Genomic DNA, 17,529 nt, shown 5'->3' with positions numbered 1-17,529 from the left:
CGGGGGCCAATGTGCCGAAACGGGTAAAAACCGATAAACAATAACAATCGACCATTTCCGTGAAAGGTGCCGCCAAGTGACACAAGAAGAAAAGGGCTCGGGCACACAGGGGCCCGGCGCCACCGCGGATCTCACGGGCGGGAGGGGCGACCCTCTCGCCGGCGATCACCAGCGGCCCGTCACGGACAAGATCGTCTTCGGTGTCACCGCCGCGCTCACCCTCGCCTTCGTCCTGTGGGGCTGGCTCGCGACCGACAACCTCGAAGACGTCTCCGGGCGTGCCCTCAAGAGCCTGGTGCACAACGGCGGCTGGGCCTTCATGCTGGTCGCCTCCGCCTTCGTCGTCTTCGCGCTGTGGCTGGCCGCCAGCCGCTACGGCAGGATCACGCTCGGCACCGAGGGCGAGGAGCCCGAGTTCCGTACGGTGTCCTGGATCGCGATGATGTTCAGCGCCGGTATGGGCATCGGCCTGATGTTCTGGGGCGTCAGCGAGCCCCTCGCGCACTTCAAGACGCCGCCGCCGGGCACCGACCCCGCCAGCTCCGCGGACAAGATGCAGACCGCGATGGCGACCACGCTCTTCCACTGGACGCTGCACCCGTGGGCCATCTACGCGGTGGCCGGTCTCGCGATCGCGTACAGCACCTTCCGCCGCCGCAGGCGCCAGACCATCGGCGCGGTGTTCGCCCCGCTGATCGGCGAGCGCCACGCGAACGGCGGCGTCGGCCGGGTCATCGACATCCTGGCGATCTTCGCCACCCTCTTCGGCTCCGCCGCCTCGCTGGGCCTCGGTGCCCTGCAGATCGGCTCCGGTTTCGAGGTCCTCGACTGGATGGACGACGTCAGCACCGGCCTGCTCGTGCTGATCATCGCCGTGCTCACGGGTGCCTTCGTGGCCTCGGCGATCTCCGGCGTCGAGAAGGGCGTGCAGTGGCTGTCGAACATCAACATGGTGCTCGCGCTCATCCTCGCGGTCTTCGTCTTCATCGCGGGACCGACCATCATCGCCCTCGACATGGTGCCGTCCTCGCTCTTCTCCTACCTCGGTGACCTCCCCGAACTCGCCGGGCGCACCGAGGCCACCGGCGGCGAGGGCATCCGCGAGTGGCTGGGCAGCTGGACGGTCTTCTACTGGGCCTGGTGGATCTCCTGGACGCCCTTCGTCGGCATGTTCATCGCGCGCATCAGCCGCGGCCGGACCATCCGCCAGTTCGTCGGCGGCGTCATCCTGGTCCCCAGCACGGTCAGCCTGATCTGGTTCGCCATCTTCGGCACCTCCGCGATGAAGCTCCAGGAGCAGGGCAAGCTGGCCGGCGAGTCCACTCCCGAGGGCCAGCTCTTCGGCGTCCTCGCCGAGTACCCGCTCGCCACCACGATGAGCATCCTGGTGATGGTCCTGGTCGGCATCTTCTTCGTCTCCGGCGCGGACGCCGCCTCCATCGTCATGGGCACCCTCTCGCAGAAGGGCGCGCTCGAACCCGGCCGCCTGGTGGTCGTGTTCTGGGGCGTGGTGACCGGCGCGGTCGCCGCGATCATGCTGCTGATCGGCAACGGCGAGGGCGATGCGCTCACCGGACTGCAGAACCTGACGATCCTCGCGGCGGCACCCTTCGTCCTGGTGATGATCGGGATGTGCTTCGCGCTCATGCGCGACCTGCGGCGCGACCCGCTCATCGTGCGCGGCCGGATGGGCTCGGAGGCCGTCGGCGCCGCCGTCGTGGCCGGACACGAGAAGTACGACGGGGAGTTCGCGATCCAGGTCGGCCCGGGCGCGGGCACCCAGGTCGAGGGCGACCCCATCGGCGAAGTGGAGCCGGACACGGTCAGCAAGACCTGACCGCCCGGGGCCGCCCCGGCCCCTCGGCTCCGGAGGTGCCCGTCACGCCGCGCGCGTGGCGGGCACCTCCGCGTTTCCCGCGCCCGGACTCGGCGCCGGTCCCGGCCCTTGTCCCGCCGGGTCTGCCACACCGCGCCCGGTCTCGGCCCCCGGACCCCGGCGCCCGTCACCCCGCGGCGGCTCAGGCAGCGCCCGACACCAGCTCCGCCGCCGCCCGCGCCGCGCCCCAGGCCACCGTCACCCCGGCGCCGCCGTGACCGTAGTGGTGCACCAGGAGTCCGCCGTCCGACCGCCGGACGGCCTCCAGGCGCACCGAGCGCCGCGCGGGCCGCAGCCCGACCAGGTGGCCGAGGACCCGCGCCCCGGCGATCTCCGGCCGGACGGCCGCACAGCGCCGGACGATGTCCGCGGCGGTGCCGGGATCCGGCCGCGTCGAGAAGGCGTCCTCCTCGGCCGTGCCGCCGAGCACCAGCCTGCCGGGCTGCGGGAAGAAGTACGTGGTCGTCCGCGCCCCCGGTGCCGCCTCGACGTACCAGCTCTCGACGCCCGGGTTCTCCACCAGCACCAACTGCCCCCGCACCGGCCGCACTCCGGGGTCCGGGACGAGCTCGCGCGCGCCGAGCCCGGAGCAGTTGACCACCACCGGGGCCTCGCCGAAGGCCTCGTCCAGGGCGCGGACCTCCCGGACCTCGACGCCGCCCCCGGCCGCCGCCAGGCGTTCGGCCAGCCACCGCAGATGCACCGGCATGTCCAGCAGCGGCAGCCGCGCCCACAGCCCGCCACCCGGGCACTCCCGCCCGGTGGCCTCCCGCAGCCCCGGCACCCGCGCCGCCCAGGAGCCCAGGGAGTCGCGCGAGATCCCCCGGTGCACGCCCGGGACCACCCGCACTCCGCTGCCGGGCGCGGTCTGTGCGAGCCGCAGGAAGGTGCTCAGGGACTCCAGCGCCCAGTCGGCGGCGAGCGCCACGGGCTCGATCCGGTACGGCCACCACAGCGCGCCCGCCACCGCCGAGGTGGTGGCCCCGGCCGGCTCCCGCGTCCAGACGCGCACCCGCCGGCCCTGCTCGGCGAGCGCGAGCGCGGTGGTGAGCCCGATGACTCCGCTGCCGATGACGATCGCCTCGCTCTTCACGCCCGGATCGTAGGCAGCCGGGGCACCGGGCGGGCAAGGGCCGGGGAGGCGGAGGCGCGGGCCCTACCCGTTCCCGTACGTGTACCGCTCGCGCGGGCAATCGGTGGCCGCCGGGCTCCCGTGAACCGACCGGGCCCGCCGCCTCGTTAGGATCAGCACCCTGATGACTGCCACTCTCGTCGCCAAGCAACTCGCCGCCGGGCACGGCGACCGCTCGCTCTTCTCCGGGCTCGACCTGGTGGTCGCGCCCGGTGAGGTGATCGGACTCGTCGGTGCCAACGGCGCGGGAAAGTCCACCCTGCTCCGCCTCCTCGCCGGGCTGGACACCCCGGAGGAGGGCGAGTTGAGCCTCTCCCCGCCCACCGCGACCGTGGGGCACCTGCCGCAGGAGCCGGAACGCCGCCCGGGGGAGAGCGTGGCGGACTTCCTCGCCCGCCGCACCGGGGTGGCCCGGGCGCAGCGGGAGATGGACGCCGCCGCCGAGGCGCTCGCCACCGGTGCGCCCGGGGCCGACGACGCCTATGCGCTCGGCCTGGAGCGCTGGCTCGCCCTCGGCGGCGCCGACCTGGAGGAGCGCTCCGGTGAGGTGGCCGCCTCGCTGGGCCTCGCGGTCGGCCTGGAGCAGCCGATGACCTCGCTCTCCGGCGGCCAGGCCGCCCGCGCCGGACTCGCCTCGCTCCTGCTCTCCCGCTACGACGTCTTCCTCCTCGACGAGCCCACCAACGACCTCGACCTGGACGGACTGGAACGCCTGGAGCGCTTCGTCGGCGGACTGCGCGCGGGCACCGTCCTGGTCAGCCACGACCGCGAGTTCCTCAACCGCACCGTCACCAAGGTCCTCGAACTCGACCTCGCCCAGCAGCGGATCGCGCTCTACGGCGGCGGCTACGGCGCCTATCTCGACGAGCGCGAGCGCGCCCGGCGCCACGCCCGCGAGGAGTTCGAGGAGTACGCGGACAAGCGGGCCTCGCTCCAGGAGCGCGCGCACACCCAGCGGTCCTGGATGGACAAGGGCGTCAAGAACGCGCGGCGCAAGTCCACCGACAACGACAAGATCGGCCGCAAGTTCCGTTCGGAGTCCAGCGAGAAGCAGGCCGCCAAGGCCCGCCAGACCCAGCGCATGATCGAGCGCCTCGACGTCGTCGAGGAGCCCCGCAAGGAGTGGGAGCTGCGCATGGAGATCGCCGCCGCGCCCCGCTCCGGCGCGGTGGTCGCCACCCTGCGCGAGGCCCGCCTGCGGCGCGGCGACTTCTCCTTCGGCCCCGCGACCCTCCAGATCGACTGGGCCGACCGGGTCGCGGTCACCGGCCCCAACGGCGCCGGCAAGTCCACCCTGCTCGGCGCCCTCCTCGGGCGGGTCCCGCTGGACTCCGGGCACGCCGCGGTCGGCCCCGGCGTGGTGGTCGGCGAGGTGGACCAGGCCCGCGCGCTCTTCCACGGCGAGGCCCCGCTCACCGAGGCCTTCCGCGCCGCCGCCCCCGCCCTCGACCCGGCCGAAGTACGCACCCTGCTCGCCAAGTTCGGCCTCGGCGCCGAGCACGTACTGCGCCCGGCCTCCTCGCTGTCACCCGGCGAACGCACCCGGGCCGCGCTCGCGCTGCTCCAGGGCCGCGGCGTCAACCTGCTGGTCCTCGACGAGCCGACCAACCACCTCGACCTGCCCGCCATCGAGCAGCTGGAGTCCGCCCTCGACTCCTACCGGGGCACCCTGCTCCTCGTCACCCACGACCGCCGGATGCTGGACGCCGTCCGCACCACCCGGCGTATCGAGGTGGCCGGAGGCCGGGTCAGCGAGATCTGAACGCCGGGAGCGGCGGGGCCTCGCGAGAGAGCGGGGCGCCGCCGGGGCAGCTCCGGGGAGCGCCGCATCCGGTGGGGGCGTGAGCCCGACCGGCAGGACTGAGGGAGCCCGTACATGAACCGAGCCGACACCGCCGCGCGGGGCCACCTGGAGCGGCCGTCGGACCTCGCCACGATCACCGCGTGGTGGCGGCGCCTGGGCGCCGACGGATTCCTGGTGCTGCCCCCGCCGCACCGCTCCCGCTACACCCAGAGCGACGGCCACGCGGACGCCGCCGCACTGCGGTCGGAGCGCGGCCTGGCCGGGCCCGGCTCCTTCGCGTACTGGCACTGGCAGTCCCACCAGCGGGCCTTCGACCGCGCGGGCGCTCTGACCGGCGAGCTGCTGCTGCACTGGGGCGGCGACCATGCCGTCGTCGCGGCCGGGCTCGGCGCGGGTCCCGCCGGATTCCGGATCGAGAACGGCGGTCCGGAGGGCGCCTTCCGCCTCGACCGCGTCACCCACCGGGACGCGGCGGGCCTGCCGGACCCCGGGGATCCGCACGGCGTACGCCAGTTCCTGGCGCAGCTGGACGAGCCGGTGGACCGCCGCCGACTCCCCTTCCGGTACCGGCCGTTGAGCCGCGCCCAGGCCGACTGGCTGCACGACCGGCTGCGCGAGGAGGCGGACGCCCCGGCCGCGTTCGTACGCGCGCTGGAGCGGCGCGAGGCGCTGACTCCCGCCGAGGCGGAGCGACTGCTGGGAGCCTGGCGGACGAGCCACCGGGGGAATCCGGCGGACTGGGAGGCCTGGCCGGAGCTGCTGCACGCACTGCTCAGGCAGGGGCACGAGGCGGCGTGGGAGAGGGTCGACGCGCTCGGCTCACCCGCGGCCGGTGTCCTGGCCGAGGTGCCGTCCGAGCGGGGGCTGGCCCGCGTACGGGAGTTCGCGCTCGCCGGTGAGCCCGAGACGATCACCCCCTGGCTGGCGCTGCACCAGGCGCTCCGGGAGCCGGACGCGGTACGGGCCGCCGCGACCTCGCGGCGGAGCCGGCCGCGCACGACGCCCCGGCGGCAGCGTCCCGGGAGGTGGCCGGTGCCCTGGTCAACAGCGTCACGGCGGCCTGGGGCCGGGAGACGGACGCGGACCACGAGACGGAGCGCCTCTTCCACACGCTGACGGCCGCCCGCTGCGCCACCGACTCCCGGCTGCCCCGCGAACTGCGCGTCCGCACCGCGGAGTTGGCGCGCGACCGGGTCGAGCTGCTCCGGGAGGCGGTCCTGAAGCCCGGGGGAGCGGTGTTCGCCGGGGTGGAGACCGCCGAGGTGCTGGCCGCCGTGGAGCGCTTCACGGAGATCGAGGGCGCGCTCGCGTCCGGACCCGATCTCACCGCCTACGAGGGCGCCTTGGGCGATGTCTGGCACCGGTACCGGGCACTCACCGACGCCGACACGCGCTGGCTGCACGAGCAGGTGGCCGCCCCCCAGACCGCTCTGCAGGGGCTCGGCTTCTGCCTGGAACTGCTCCTCGCCCACGGGCAGGGCACCGCGGCGGATGTCGACGCCCTGCTGCCGAGGCTCAGCGAGCTCACCAAGAAGTACAGGACGACCTACACCGAGTGGCGCCACCCGCTCGTCACCCTGACCTGCCTCGCCCTCGACCTGGGACACCCGGCCGCCGACCGGCTGCTCGCCTGGTGGAACCGGGCGCGACCGGTGTGGAAGAACGACCTGCGGCTGCTCACCCGGCTCGGCGCCCCGGACGAGGCCGGGGCGGCGGAGCTGTGGGAGTTCGTCGCCTCGGGCGCCCACGACGAGGGCCAGCTGATGACCTGGGTGCTGGTCCGGGCCCGCCTCGACGGCGAGCACCCGCTGCGCGTGGCCGACCGGCTGCTCGGCACACCCGGCCTGCGCGACTACGTCCTGCACCGGGTCCTCCTCGCCGTGGCCGACCCCGCACAGCCGCTGTGGCACTACTCCGCCGACCCCCGCAGCCGGAGCTGGTGGCAGCGTGCCGTGGAAGTCGCGGAACACCCGGACCTCTCGCCCGCGGCGCGCACGATCGGCCTGGAGACCGCCCGACGCCACTGCCTGATCCGGTACCCCGACCAGCTGCGCCCGCCACCCACCGAGGCCGAACAGGCGGCCGCGCGGGCATGGCTCGACCAGCACGCGTCAGGGGTCTGAGCATGCGCGAGTCCCGTACCGCGGGCGGAGCGCCTACGGGCCCGGAGGGTGTCCCCGGTGGTCGCCGACCTGCTCAGGTCGGGAACAGCAGGTCCGGTGGGCATGGTTGTCCCCCTCGGGAACCGGCCGTCGACGGGGGAGACCGCACGGTCGTGCGCCCCAGCGGGATCCGGGTTCCCCGATCGCGGCACCCGGGCCGCGTACATGTGCAGGACATAGCGACAGAAGATGCGAGGACTTCCCATGTCTGATCGACCCTTGGTGCTCATGGCGGTACACGCCCACCCCGACGACGAGGCCACCTCGACCGGCGGCGTCCTCGCCCGCTATGCGGCGGAAGGCATCCGTACGGTTCTGGTGACCTGTACCGACGGCGGGTGCGGTGACGGGCCGGGAGGTGTCAAACCGGGCGAGCCCGGTCACGACCCGGCGGCCGTCGCCGAGATGCGCCGGGCGGAGCTGGCGACGAGCTGTGAGGTCCTGAAGATCAGCGATCTGGAGACGCTGGACTACGCCGACTCCGGGATGGTGGGCTGGCCGAGCAACGACGCTCCCGGCTCCTTCTGGCGGACCCCGGTGGAGGAAGGCGCCGCCCGGCTCGCGGAGTTGATGCGGCACTACCGGCCGGATGTGGTCGTCACCTACGACGAGAACGGCTTCTACGGCCACCCCGACCACATCCAGGCCCACCGCATCACCATGGCGGCGCTGGAGAGGATCGAGCTGACACCGAAGGTGTACTGGACGACGGCGCCCCGCTCGATGATGCAGCGGTTCGGGGAGACCCTGCGCGAGCTGGGCGAGGACATGCCGGAGCCGGACCCCGAGGAGGCCGCCGCGCTGGCCGAGATCGGCCTCCCCGACGACGAGATCACCACCTGGGTGGACACCGTCGCCTTCAGCGGCCAGAAGTTCGACGCGCTGGCCGCGCACGCCAGTCAGGGCGAGAACATCTTCTTCCTCAAGATGGGCAAGGAGCGGTTCGCGGAGCTGATGGGCATGGAGACCTTCGTACGCGTCAAGGACACCACCGGCGCGGCCGTGCCCGAGAACGATCTCTTCGCCGGACTGCGCTGATCCCCGCAGCGCCCTGGGCCGTTCCGCACGGCTCCGGGCAGCTCCGGTCCGTTCCGCACCGCCCCGTGCCGCTGCTGCCCTGAGCGGCGCGGGAGGCGGGCCGCCGTCACCGGCACCCGCCTCCCGCGCCCCGGCTCAGCGCTTCTTCTTCGGGTCCACCAGGCCCGCGCGCCGCAGGGCGTCCGCCATCGCGCTGTTCGCCGGTGCGGCCTGCTGGCGGCCGCCGCCCGCGCTGCCGCCCGTACCACCGCCGCCCGCACCGCCGCCGTTCCCGCGGCCGGTGCGCTCCCGGCGCTGCTGCGGGGGACGGCCGCCGCCGCGCCGGGCGCCGCGCTCCGCACGGGGGCCGGGCCCTTCGCCGCCGGGTGCGGCCTCGTCGTCCAGGCGCAGCGTCAGCGAGATCCGCTTGCGCGGGATGTCGACGTCGAGGACCTTCACCTTCACGATGTCGCCGGGCTTGACCACCTCGCGCGGGTCCTTGACGAAGGTCCGCGACATCGCCGAGACATGCACCAGACCGTCCTGGTGCACACCGATGTCCACGAAGGCGCCGAAGGCCGCCACATTGGTGACCACGCCCTCGAGCACCATCCCCGAGGCCAGGTCCGCGATCTTCTCGACGCCCTCCTTGAAGGTGGCGGTCTTGAAGACGGGCCGCGGGTCGCGCCCGGGCTTCTCCAGCTCCTTGAGGATGTCGGTGACGGTCGGCAGCCCGAAGCTGTCGTCCACGAAGGACTCCGGCCGCAGCCCGCGCAGCACCGCGGTGTTGCCGATCAGCGCCGCCACCTCGCTGCCGGAGCTCTCCCCCATCCTGCGCACCACCGGATAGGCCTCCGGGTGCACGCTGGAGGCGTCGAGCGGGTCCTCGCCGCCGCGGATGCGCAGGAAGCCCGCGCACTGCTCGTACGCCTTCGGGCCCAGCCGGGGCACCGACTTGAGGGCCTTGCGCGAGGGGAAGGGGCCGTTCGCGTCGCGGTGCGCCACGATGTTCTCGGCGAGACCGGAGCCGATCCCGGAGACCCGTGCGAGCAGCGGCGCCGAGGCGGTGTTCACATCGACGCCCACGCCGTTCACACAGTCCTCGACCACGGTGTCCAGGGAGCGGGAGAGCTTCACCTCGGACAGGTCGTGCTGGTACTGGCCGACACCGATCGACTTCGGGTCGATCTTCACCAGCTCGGCCAGCGGGTCCTGGAGCCGACGGGCGATGGACACCGCCCCGCGCAGCGAGACGTCCATGCCGGGCAGCTCCTGCGAGGCGAAGGCCGAGGCGGAGTACACCGAGGCGCCCGCCTCCGAGACCATCACCTTGGTCAGCTTCAACTCCGGGTGACTCGCGATGAGTTCACCGGCGAGCTTGTCGGTCTCGCGGGAGGCCGTGCCGTTGCCGATGGCGATCAGCTCGACCGCGTGCTCCTTCGCGAGCCGCGCCAGCTTGCCGAGCGACTCCTCCCAGCGGTTCTGCGGCACATGCGGGTGGATCACCTCGGTGGCCACCACCTTGCCGGTCGCGTCCACCACGGCCACCTTCACCCCGGTACGGAAGCCGGGGTCCAGGCCGAGCGTGGCGCGCGTACCCGCGGGGGCCGCGAGCAGCAGATCGCGCAGGTTCGCCGCGAAGACCTGGACCGCCTCGTCCTCGGCGGCGGTGCGCAGCCGCAGCCGCAGATCGATGCCGAGGTGCACCAGGATGCGGGTGCGCCAGGCCCAACGGACCGTGTCCTTCAGCCACTTGTCGCCCGGCCTGCCGCGCTCGGCCACCCCGAAGCGGTCGGCCACGATCGCCTCGTACGAGGAGGGGGTCCCGGCGGCCGGTTCCTCGCCCGCGGGCTCCGGTTCGAGGACGAGGTCGAGGACCTCCTCCTTCTCGCCGCGCAGCATGGCGAGGACGCGGTGCGAGGGCAGCCGGGTGAACTCCTCGGCGAAGTCGAAGTAGTCGGCGAACTTGGCGCCCGCCTCCTCCTTGCCCTCCCGGACCTTGGCCGCCAGCCGCCCGCGCCCCCACATCCGCTCGCGCAGCTCCCCGATCAGGTCGGCGTCCTCCGAGAAGCGCTCGGTGAGGATGGCCCGCGCCCCGTCCAGGGCGGCCTGCGCGTCGGCGACGCCCTTCTCCGGGTCCACGAACGCCGCGGCCGCGGCCGCCGGTTCGACCGAGGGATCGCCGAGCAGCCCCTCCGCGAGGGGCTCCAGACCGGCCTCGCGGGCGATCTGCGCCTTGGTGCGCCGCTTCGGCTTGAAGGGCAGATAGATGTCCTCCAGGCGCGCCTTGGTCGCCGCGGAACGGATCTGCTCCTCCAACTCGGCGGTCAGCTTGCCCTGTTCGCGCACCGAGTCGAGGACGGCGCCGCGCCGCTCCTCCAGCTCCCGCAGATATCTGAGGCGCTCTTCGAGGGTGCGCAGCTGCGCATCGTCGAGCATCTCGGTGGCTTCCTTGCGGTAGCGGGCGATGAACGGCACGGTCGAGCCGCCGTCGAGCAGCTCCACCGCCGCCTTCACCTGGCGCTCGCGTACGCCGAGTTCCTCGGCGATCCTGCCTTCGATGGACCCTGTGAGGGCTGTGGTCACGATCCCGTACCGCCTTCTCCGCTTCAGCTTTGCGCGGCAATTGTGGCAGGCGCCACCGACAATCGGGGGAGGGGGCGGCAGCGGCGAGTTCGCCACCTCACCTTTCGGCCGCGCGCTGGCTTTCCGCCGCGTCCCGTCTTTCGACCTCGCCCCGTCTTACTTGCGGCCGCGTCCTGTCCTTCGGCCGCGCCGTACGAGGCCCGCCGGGCTCAGTCCTTGCCGATCATGTCCGCGGGGAAGGCCCCGTTGGTGAAGGCCGTGGTCACAAAGCCGGTGGCCAGCTCGGTGAGCCGGGCCACGCCCTCCGTGCCGAGGTGCGTGTACGGTGCCGCGTCGAGCCGGTCGGTGGCCAGTTCGAGTTCCTTGCGCATCGCCAGGCCCTCCTGGCTCAACTCCCCGCTGGCGTCGAGGATCCCGCGCTCCTGGAGGCGCCCCACCGCCGCGTCCCAGTCCTCCTGAGACCAGCCGCGGGTCCCGAGCACCCACTTCGGCGACATCCCCTTGCCGGTGGCCGTGTGGCTCACCAGCGCCTCCACCGGGTCGAGCCCGGCGGCGAGCAGCAACGCGAGATGGGCGTCCCCGCGGTACTCGCGCAGCAGCGTCGCCGCGTGCCACAGCGCGAGGTGCGGCTCCTCGGGCACCGGCAGCCGCGCGTGCGCCGCGTACAGCGGTCGGGCATGCGGGGCGCAGGCCTCGGTGGCACGCTGCGCGAGTCCGGCGGCCTCGGCCAACTCGGCGGATTCCAGGGCCTCTTGGCCGAGCAGCCGCCGGAGCGTGGCATCGACGGCCCGCAGCCGGGCGCCGAGCACCTGCTCCGGGCTCGCCTGCTCCCAGACCGCTGGCAGATGGGCGGCGACGAGCTCATGCCGGAAGTTGTAGAAGGTCGCGGTGACCGTAGCCGCCTCGACCCGCCCCAACGCGGCGGCCCGCACCGCGAAGTACCCGGCCCGGCTGTCCGTGACCCCCACCTCGGCGAGCGCGGGCGCGAGATCGGGCGAGAAGTAGTGCGTGGAGTGCAGCGGGTTCAGCACGTTGTGACATCGGCGGGCGGCGCGGTCGGGTGGAGAGGTGGTCATGGGGGTATGTTACCGACCGGTTGGTACGGAGGGTGGAAGCGCCTCAGCCTGCGCCCAGCGCTTTCCGCGCGGCAGCTATCACCGTCTGCGCTGCCGCCCCGTAGACCGCAGTCTCCTGGAGCATCTCCCACACGCGTTCATATGTCGCGATACTCGCGGCGTCGTCGAGCCACAGCTCCGAGTGCCAGATCTCGGTGACCACCTGGCGCTGGTCGTAGATCCAGAATCCGGGACCCGGCGGCAGTCGCAGGGAGGCGGAGAAGGGCACAATGCCCAGCTCCACGGTGTCCAGCCCGATCGTGCCCGAAAGGCGGTCGAGCTGGCCGCGGAGAACGCCCGGCGGGCAGACAAGAGAGCGGAGCACACCCTCCCAGAGTAGGATCCGGTACCTGCGCTCCCCGCTGTAGAGCAGTTCCTGTCGCCGGATGCGGGCCCGGACAGCCTCCTCCAGGTCCCGTGGAGAGCGGTGCAGCTCACTGAACTGTGTGAAGATCGACCGCGCGTAGTCGGGCGTCTGAAGGACGCCGACGACCCATGAGGACTCCCACGCTCGTAGCACCGACGCACCCGCTTGCGCGGTGTTGTGTGCCTCCTGCGCGGCGCGGTGACCGGCGGCGAGCTGACGGCGCCAGGAGCGGATATGGGATTCGAATCCCGCGAGACGGGAGCGCAGCTCCTCGAAGACCTCGGGCTGTCCCGTACCTTCGGCCCAGGCCCGGAGGTCGTCCGAGGTGGCCGTCTGCTTCCCGTTCTCCAGCTTGCTCACCTTGGCCGGGGACCAGCCGAGCAGGCGTGCCAGTTGCGCGGCGGTGAGCTTGCCCTCGGGACGGCTGAAGCGGAGTTCGCGCAGCCGGGCCCCGAGGGCTTCGCGGGCGTTCTGGTAGTCCGTACTCAAGGCTCGTGCCCGCTCGCACCTATCCGAGGGGGAAGTCCGCGGAGGGGATGGCGAAGTGCCGGGCGACATCGCGGAGTTGTACGTAGCGCAGTACCCGGGCGGGTTCGGTGACCAGTTCGACCTCCGTGAAGCGATCGTCCTCGTCGAAGCGGAGGATCGCGACGATCCGGGAATCGAAGATCCAGAAGTCCTCCGCGCCCAGTTCGTTCTGCTCCGCGCCGACCCGGCTGATGTTGCGGATGTCCTCTCCCAGGGCCGCGTTCTTCGCGACATGCGCGCTGAGGTAGCGCTGCCCATCGGTGGCGGGGGAGTCGACAACCCGTACGCGCTCCACCCGGGCACCGTTCGAGGTCTTGGTCCGGATCGTCTCGGACCACGGTGTGTGCAGGTCCCACGTCGGCTGCTCGCCCGCAAGGAACTGGGCGTATGTCGTGGTCGCTTCGTCGGACGCGTACCGGCCGCGGGTCTCCAGCCGCCATGCGGTGTGCTCGAAGCGCTCGAAGAGCCGTCCGAAGGCATCCAGATCGATGATGCGGGGCCGCTCGTCGCGCGGGCCGAAGTCCACGAGAGTGTTCCGCGGGACGACGACTGCCACTTCTCCCTCGTCGAGGTGCTTCAACTGGGCGATGTCCGCGGGGTCTTCCAGGGGTGGACCGTGAACGAGGATCTCGCCGCTGTCCAGATCCTCGTGGACCGCCGGACACCCGCCTTCACCTGAGCCTGTGCCGTTGAACCTGAGCTGACGTGCCATGCGGTCCCTCCGGATGATCGACCTCCTCGAGGATCGCGCCGCGCAGGGACGAACCGCCAGAGCCCTCCACAGCGTTGTGCGAAAGATCGAGAAATGCAACAGACGGGAGGAGAAAGACCGCGAAAGACCGGTCGGCGGCGGTCGTCCGCGCCTCTAGCGTCGCCTTACGCAACAGCCTGACGTGGAGGTGACGGGATGCGTCCTCAGACGACGTGCGACGACGTATCAGGATGGGGTGTGTCAGATCCTTCGGAACGTCTGCCGGATCCGGTTCCGCATTCCGATTGCGGGGATTGCGGAACCTTCCTCCGCGCGTTGGCGGAAGAACGCAGCCCTTCCCGGCGGGTGGATCTGCGCGTAGGTCTGCGCAGGCACCTCGGGAGGCCGGAAGCATGACCCGTTCGCTGATCCGCGCCGTGCGCTGGCACCTCGGTCGTGACCGTTCCGACGGCGCGCCGACAACCCCGCTCTACTTCGTCAGATGCACGACCGAGGCCTGCGGTGGGAAGTCGCGCATCGTGCGGACGCTTCAGGAGGCGCAGGACTGGCCTTTCTCGCACATCGCGGCCCACCCCTCCCACACCGGCTACGAAGCGCGCTGCACGATGTACTGGCGGATGACGCCGACGGACGACCGGGTGGTTCCGGTGGATCCCCCCTCGACCTACGGCCGTCCCTCCTGAGACCGAGGCGATGGCGCCCCGGGATGCCGAGGCGGCGCCTCATGCTGCCAAGTCGGCGCCCCGACGACGCCCGCGCCTACCCGTACCCCCGTCTCACATCCCCGGCCGATAGCGGATCGGGTGGTCCGGCGGTACCTCGACGATCGCGATCCTGACCCCGTCCGGGTCCGCGGCCCACATCTCGATCAGGCCCCAGGGCTCCTTCTTGGGCTCGCGGAGGATCGTGGCGCCGCGTGCGGTGATCTCCTTGTGGGCGGCGGCGACGTCGGGGACCTGGATCCACAGCTGGAGGCCGGGGGCGGGTGGGGAGTCGGCGCTGCCCGAGACCTCCAGATAGCCGCCGCCGAGGAAGTAGACCGTGCCCCGCTGCGGGCCGGTGCCGAATTCGCGGTAGATCTCCAGACCGAGGACCTCGCCGTAGAAGTGGCGGCTGCGCTCGGGGTCGGTGGGGTGGAGGAGGGTCCGGCTGCTCAGTACATGCACCATGTCCACCGACGCTACCGGCAGGGTTAGGCTCGCGGGGTCCGCGCCGTGGGAGCGCTTCGTCAGCAGGAGGATTCAGGCCATGGAGACCACGCCCCGTCCGGTGACCGGCACGCTCGTCTTCCGGGACGCCGGCGAGGGCGATGTGCCGGCGCTCGTCGCCCTGATCGAGTCGGCCTACCGCGGCGACTCCAGCCGGACCGGCTGGACCACGGAGGCCGACCTCCTCCAGGGGCAGCGCACCGACCCCGAGGGCGTCCGCGAGGTGATCGGGGCCCTGGGCAGCAGGCTCCTGGTGGTGGAGCGGGAGGGCGAGGCGGTCGCCTGCTGCCAGCTCGAACACCGCGGTCCCGCGGCCTACTTCGGGATGTTCGCGGTCCGGCCGGGGCTGCAGGGCGGCGGGCTCGGCAAGGCCGTGCTCGCCGAGGCCGAGCGGACGGCCCGCGAGGCGTGGGCCGCCGAGGAGATGCACATGACGGTGATCTCCGTACGCGAGGACCTCATCGCCTGGTACGAGCGGCGCGGATACCGGCGTACCGGATCCATGACCCCCTTCCCCTACGGCGACGAGCGCTTCGGCATCCCGCAGCGCCCGGACCTGGAGTTCGAGCTGCTGGTCAAGCCACTCGGGGGCTGATCGGCCAAAGGGTGCGGACCTCCGCCCTCAGGCGGTGAAGCGTCCGGTGCGTTTGATCTCGGGGAAGTCGGTGGTCGCGCCGTCCAGTTCCAGGGCGCGGACCAGCCGCAGGTGCTCCTGGGTGTTGACCACCCAGCCGATGATCCGCAGCTCGGCCGCGCGGGCGCGCTCCACCGTCTCCAGGGTCAGGCGGCGGATGTTCAGCACGAGGGAGCCGGCGCCCACGGCGCGTGCGCGGTCGACCACGTCGGTGCCGTAGCGGCTGGCGACCAGGGCGGTCCGTACGCCCGGTACCAGCCGGGAGATCTCCGCCAGCGCCTCGTCGTGGAAGGAGAGCACCTCGACCCGGCCGCTGAGCTCGCGGCGGTGCATGACCTCGGCGAGGGCGCGGGCGGCGGCGACATCCTTGATCTCGGCCTGCAGCGGGGCCGCCACCGCGTCCAGGACCTCCTCGAAGACCGGGATCCGCTCGCCCTTGCCCGCGTCCAGTCCGCGCAGCTCCGCCAGCGACTTCTCGGCGATCGGCCCCCGGCCGTCGGTGGTGCGGTCGACCTCGGCGTCGTGCATGACGACGAGGGCGCCGTCCTTGCTGAGGTGGAGATCGAGTTCGATGAGATCGAGTCCCGCCTGTTCGGCGGCTACGAACGAACGCAGGGTGTTCTCGGGCTCGACGCCCATGATTCCGCGGTGACCGATGGTGACGAAGTTCAAGGCAGGCTCGCTTTCGTCGACGGCAGCTGCGCTCCCGGCCCGTGCGTACGGCATTGGCGCAGCTTAACGGGACCCGCCGGGGATGTAACCGTATCGGCGGGGAGGAATCACGTTCGGTTGCGGTTCCGGCCCGTACCGCCGCTCGTGGGCGGCTGACGGGAAAAAGAGCGGTGAATCGGCAAGGTCACGGGAAGATCTCCAGCAAGGTCCCCTTGTGGAGGCAATGGTGTGCGCTTACGGTGGGTGTACGCGAGGTTGTCCCGTGGAGGATGGGTCATGACGGAAATTTTTGTGCAGGCAGGTGCGGCAGGGGCGGTTTCTCCCGTAGCCACCGGGGGCAGAGTCGTCGAGCAGCCGGCCTGGCCCAGGCTCAAGGACGCCGTGGAGACCCTGCGGCCCTGGCAGTCGGCCGACGGCTCGATCGACTTCTCCGCCGAGGGCGCCCCGGCCGAGCCGGAGGTCCGGCGCACCGTGGACGCGATCGTCGCCGCGGTCCGCGAGCTGGCACCCCTGCTGCCGCACGACGCCGCCTACCTGGACGCGCTCGTCACCGATCTGCTCCGCTGGGCGGACGGGGGCTTCGAGGTCCCCGACTTCCTCGACTCGCTGCTCGCCTTCCAGCCCGCCGCGCACCGCGAGGACGGCCTCCAGCACCTCGTCGTCTTCCCGATGTACACCCAGAACGGCAACCCGGACCGCAACTTCGAGGCCGTGGTGCTGCGCATGGTCTGGCCCGACTGGCTCGCCGAACTGGAGCGCACCCGCTACGACAACCCGCTCTTCTGCGGCATCACCTTCGAGGACTTCACCGCCGGGTACGACACCAACTCCGCGGTGCTCTTCCCGGAGACCATCGCGGTGCGCCAGGCCCCGGAGCGCTTCAGCTGGGGCGGCATCTTCTGCGACCGCGAGGCGGCCCGCTTCCGCCGCGTCACCAAGGCCTCCGTGGACATCCTCGGCGTCGAACTGCCCGCGGACATCGCCGAGATGATCGAGGACCAGGAGCGCTGCCAGCAGGCCTTCGTCCTCTGGGACATGGTGCACGACCGCACCCACAGCCACGGCGACCTGCCCTTCGACCCGTTCATGATCAAGCAGCGCCAGCCGTTCTGGATGTACGGCCTGGAGGAGCTGCGCTGCGACCTCACCGCCTTCAAGGAGGCCGTGAAGCTGGAGGCCGACGGCGTACCGCAGGGCCGGGACGTCCAGTACGCGGTCCTCTTCGACCGGATGTTCCGCTTCCCGGTCACCGGTGAGCGCGTCCGCAACTACGACGGTCTGGGCGGCCAGCTGCTCTTCGCCTACCTCCACAAGCACGATGTCGTCCGCTGGACCGACAACACCCTGCGCATCGACTGGGAGCGCGCCCCGCAGGTCACCAACCAGCTCTGCGGCGAGATCGAGCAGCTCTACCGGGACGGCATCGACCGCCCGAAGCTCGTCCACTGGTTCGCCGGGTACGAGCTGGTCTCCCGCTTCCTCTCCCCGCACCCCGGCTCGCGCTGGGCCAAGGGCCCCGACGCCCTGGACACCTCGCTGCCGCCGCGCAAGCTCGTCGACGAGGTGCTCGCGGACGAGTTTCCGCTCAGCATGTTCTACGAGGCCCTGAGGAAGAAGCTCAAGGACGTGATCGCCTCGACCAAGGGGATCACCGCGGGCGACGAGGACGGCGCCCAGCCCCTTCTCGCGGCGGGAGCAGCGTGAGCAGCGAAGGCG

Annotated in this window: 15 protein-coding genes; 8 read left to right on the top strand and 7 right to left on the bottom strand. The window is 72.0% G+C overall.

Features of this window, described 5'->3' with window-relative positions:
* The first annotated feature begins 76 nt into the window (after window positions 1-76).
* On the top strand, window positions 77-1,837 hold the full coding sequence (locus tag MID12_RS01110) for a BCCT family transporter (RefSeq protein ID WP_040246144.1): 1,761 nt from the start codon (window positions 77-79) through the stop codon (window positions 1,835-1,837).
* Window positions 1,838-2,018: 181 nt separating this feature from the next.
* On the opposite strand, the gene MID12_RS01105 is transcribed toward MID12_RS01110, so the two are convergent.
* Window positions 2,019-2,969, bottom strand: a complete 951-nt coding sequence (locus MID12_RS01105) for an FAD-dependent oxidoreductase (RefSeq protein WP_263164245.1) — start codon at window positions 2,967-2,969, stop codon at window positions 2,019-2,021.
* Between the two features lie 163 nt (window positions 2,970-3,132).
* Here MID12_RS01105 and MID12_RS01100 point away from each other — a divergent pair, with 163 nt between their 5' ends.
* The 4 genes from MID12_RS01100 (at window position 3,133) to MID12_RS01090 (ending at window position 8,012) form a co-directional block, all read left to right on the top strand.
* On the top strand, window positions 3,133-4,770 hold the full coding sequence (locus MID12_RS01100) for an ABC-F family ATP-binding cassette domain-containing protein (protein ID WP_263164243.1): 1,638 nt from the start codon (window positions 3,133-3,135) through the stop codon (window positions 4,768-4,770).
* Between the two features lie 114 nt (window positions 4,771-4,884).
* The gene (locus tag MID12_RS32225) at window positions 4,885-5,928 is read left to right on the top strand and encodes a hypothetical protein (RefSeq protein ID WP_317633355.1); all 1,044 of its coding nucleotides are present in this window, start codon (window positions 4,885-4,887) and stop codon (window positions 5,926-5,928) included.
* Window positions 5,838-6,935 (top strand): hypothetical protein, encoded by a 1,098-nt coding sequence (locus MID12_RS32220; RefSeq protein ID WP_317633354.1) that lies wholly within the window; start codon window positions 5,838-5,840, stop codon window positions 6,933-6,935. The genes MID12_RS32225 and MID12_RS32220 overlap by 91 nt, the downstream gene beginning before the upstream one ends.
* A gap of 243 nt (window positions 6,936-7,178) precedes the next feature.
* Entirely contained in the window at window positions 7,179-8,012 is an 834-nt protein-coding gene (locus MID12_RS01090; protein WP_263164241.1) for a PIG-L family deacetylase, read from the top strand.
* Between the two features lie 135 nt (window positions 8,013-8,147).
* On the opposite strand, the gene MID12_RS01085 is transcribed toward MID12_RS01090, so the two are convergent.
* From MID12_RS01085 to MID12_RS01070, 4 genes are all read right to left on the bottom strand, one after another.
* Entirely contained in the window at window positions 8,148-10,577 is a 2,430-nt protein-coding gene (locus tag MID12_RS01085) for a Tex family protein (RefSeq protein WP_263164240.1), read from the bottom strand.
* A 209-nt stretch (window positions 10,578-10,786) separates the two neighbouring features.
* Window positions 10,787-11,653, bottom strand: a complete 867-nt coding sequence (locus MID12_RS01080) for an SCO6745 family protein (RefSeq protein WP_263164239.1) — start codon at window positions 11,651-11,653, stop codon at window positions 10,787-10,789.
* 43 nt (window positions 11,654-11,696) lie between these two features.
* Window positions 11,697-12,548 (bottom strand): helix-turn-helix domain-containing protein, encoded by an 852-nt coding sequence (locus MID12_RS01075; RefSeq protein ID WP_040246138.1) that lies wholly within the window; start codon window positions 12,546-12,548, stop codon window positions 11,697-11,699.
* 19 nt (window positions 12,549-12,567) lie between these two features.
* Window positions 12,568-13,299, bottom strand: coding sequence for a DUF6879 family protein (locus MID12_RS01070; protein ID WP_263164236.1), 732 nt, complete (start codon window positions 13,297-13,299; stop codon window positions 12,568-12,570).
* A gap of 392 nt (window positions 13,300-13,691) precedes the next feature.
* Here MID12_RS01070 and MID12_RS01065 point away from each other — a divergent pair, with 392 nt between their 5' ends.
* Window positions 13,692-13,982 (top strand): hypothetical protein, encoded by a 291-nt coding sequence (locus tag MID12_RS01065; protein WP_052482017.1) that lies wholly within the window; start codon window positions 13,692-13,694, stop codon window positions 13,980-13,982.
* A 93-nt stretch (window positions 13,983-14,075) separates the two neighbouring features.
* Here the strand turns inward: MID12_RS01065 and MID12_RS01060 are convergent, their stop codons facing one another.
* Complete coding sequence (locus MID12_RS01060; RefSeq protein ID WP_263164233.1) at window positions 14,076-14,468, bottom strand: VOC family protein; 393 nt, start codon at window positions 14,466-14,468, stop codon at window positions 14,076-14,078.
* Window positions 14,469-14,547: 79 nt separating this feature from the next.
* Between MID12_RS01060 and MID12_RS01055 the strand changes: the two genes are divergently transcribed.
* Window positions 14,548-15,102, top strand: a complete 555-nt coding sequence (locus MID12_RS01055; protein ID WP_263164231.1) for a GNAT family N-acetyltransferase — start codon at window positions 14,548-14,550, stop codon at window positions 15,100-15,102.
* A 27-nt stretch (window positions 15,103-15,129) separates the two neighbouring features.
* On the opposite strand, the gene MID12_RS01050 is transcribed toward MID12_RS01055, so the two are convergent.
* Window positions 15,130-15,813, bottom strand: a complete 684-nt coding sequence (locus MID12_RS01050; protein ID WP_040246135.1) for a glycerophosphodiester phosphodiesterase — start codon at window positions 15,811-15,813, stop codon at window positions 15,130-15,132.
* Between the two features lie 276 nt (window positions 15,814-16,089).
* On the opposite strand from MID12_RS01050, the gene MID12_RS01045 reads away from it, so the two are divergent.
* Window positions 16,090-17,517, top strand: a complete 1,428-nt coding sequence (locus tag MID12_RS01045; protein ID WP_263164230.1) for a DUF6421 family protein — start codon at window positions 16,090-16,092, stop codon at window positions 17,515-17,517.
* Window positions 17,518-17,529: the final 12 nt, after the last annotated feature.

The organism is Streptomyces sp. SCSIO ZS0520 (assembly GCF_025643355.1).
In the GTDB taxonomy this organism is placed as follows: Bacteria; Actinomycetota; Actinomycetes; order Streptomycetales; family Streptomycetaceae; genus Streptomyces; species Streptomyces physcomitrii.
The sequence above is the reverse complement of the archived record's forward strand: the minus strand, read 5'-3'. Positions and strand labels throughout refer to the sequence as shown.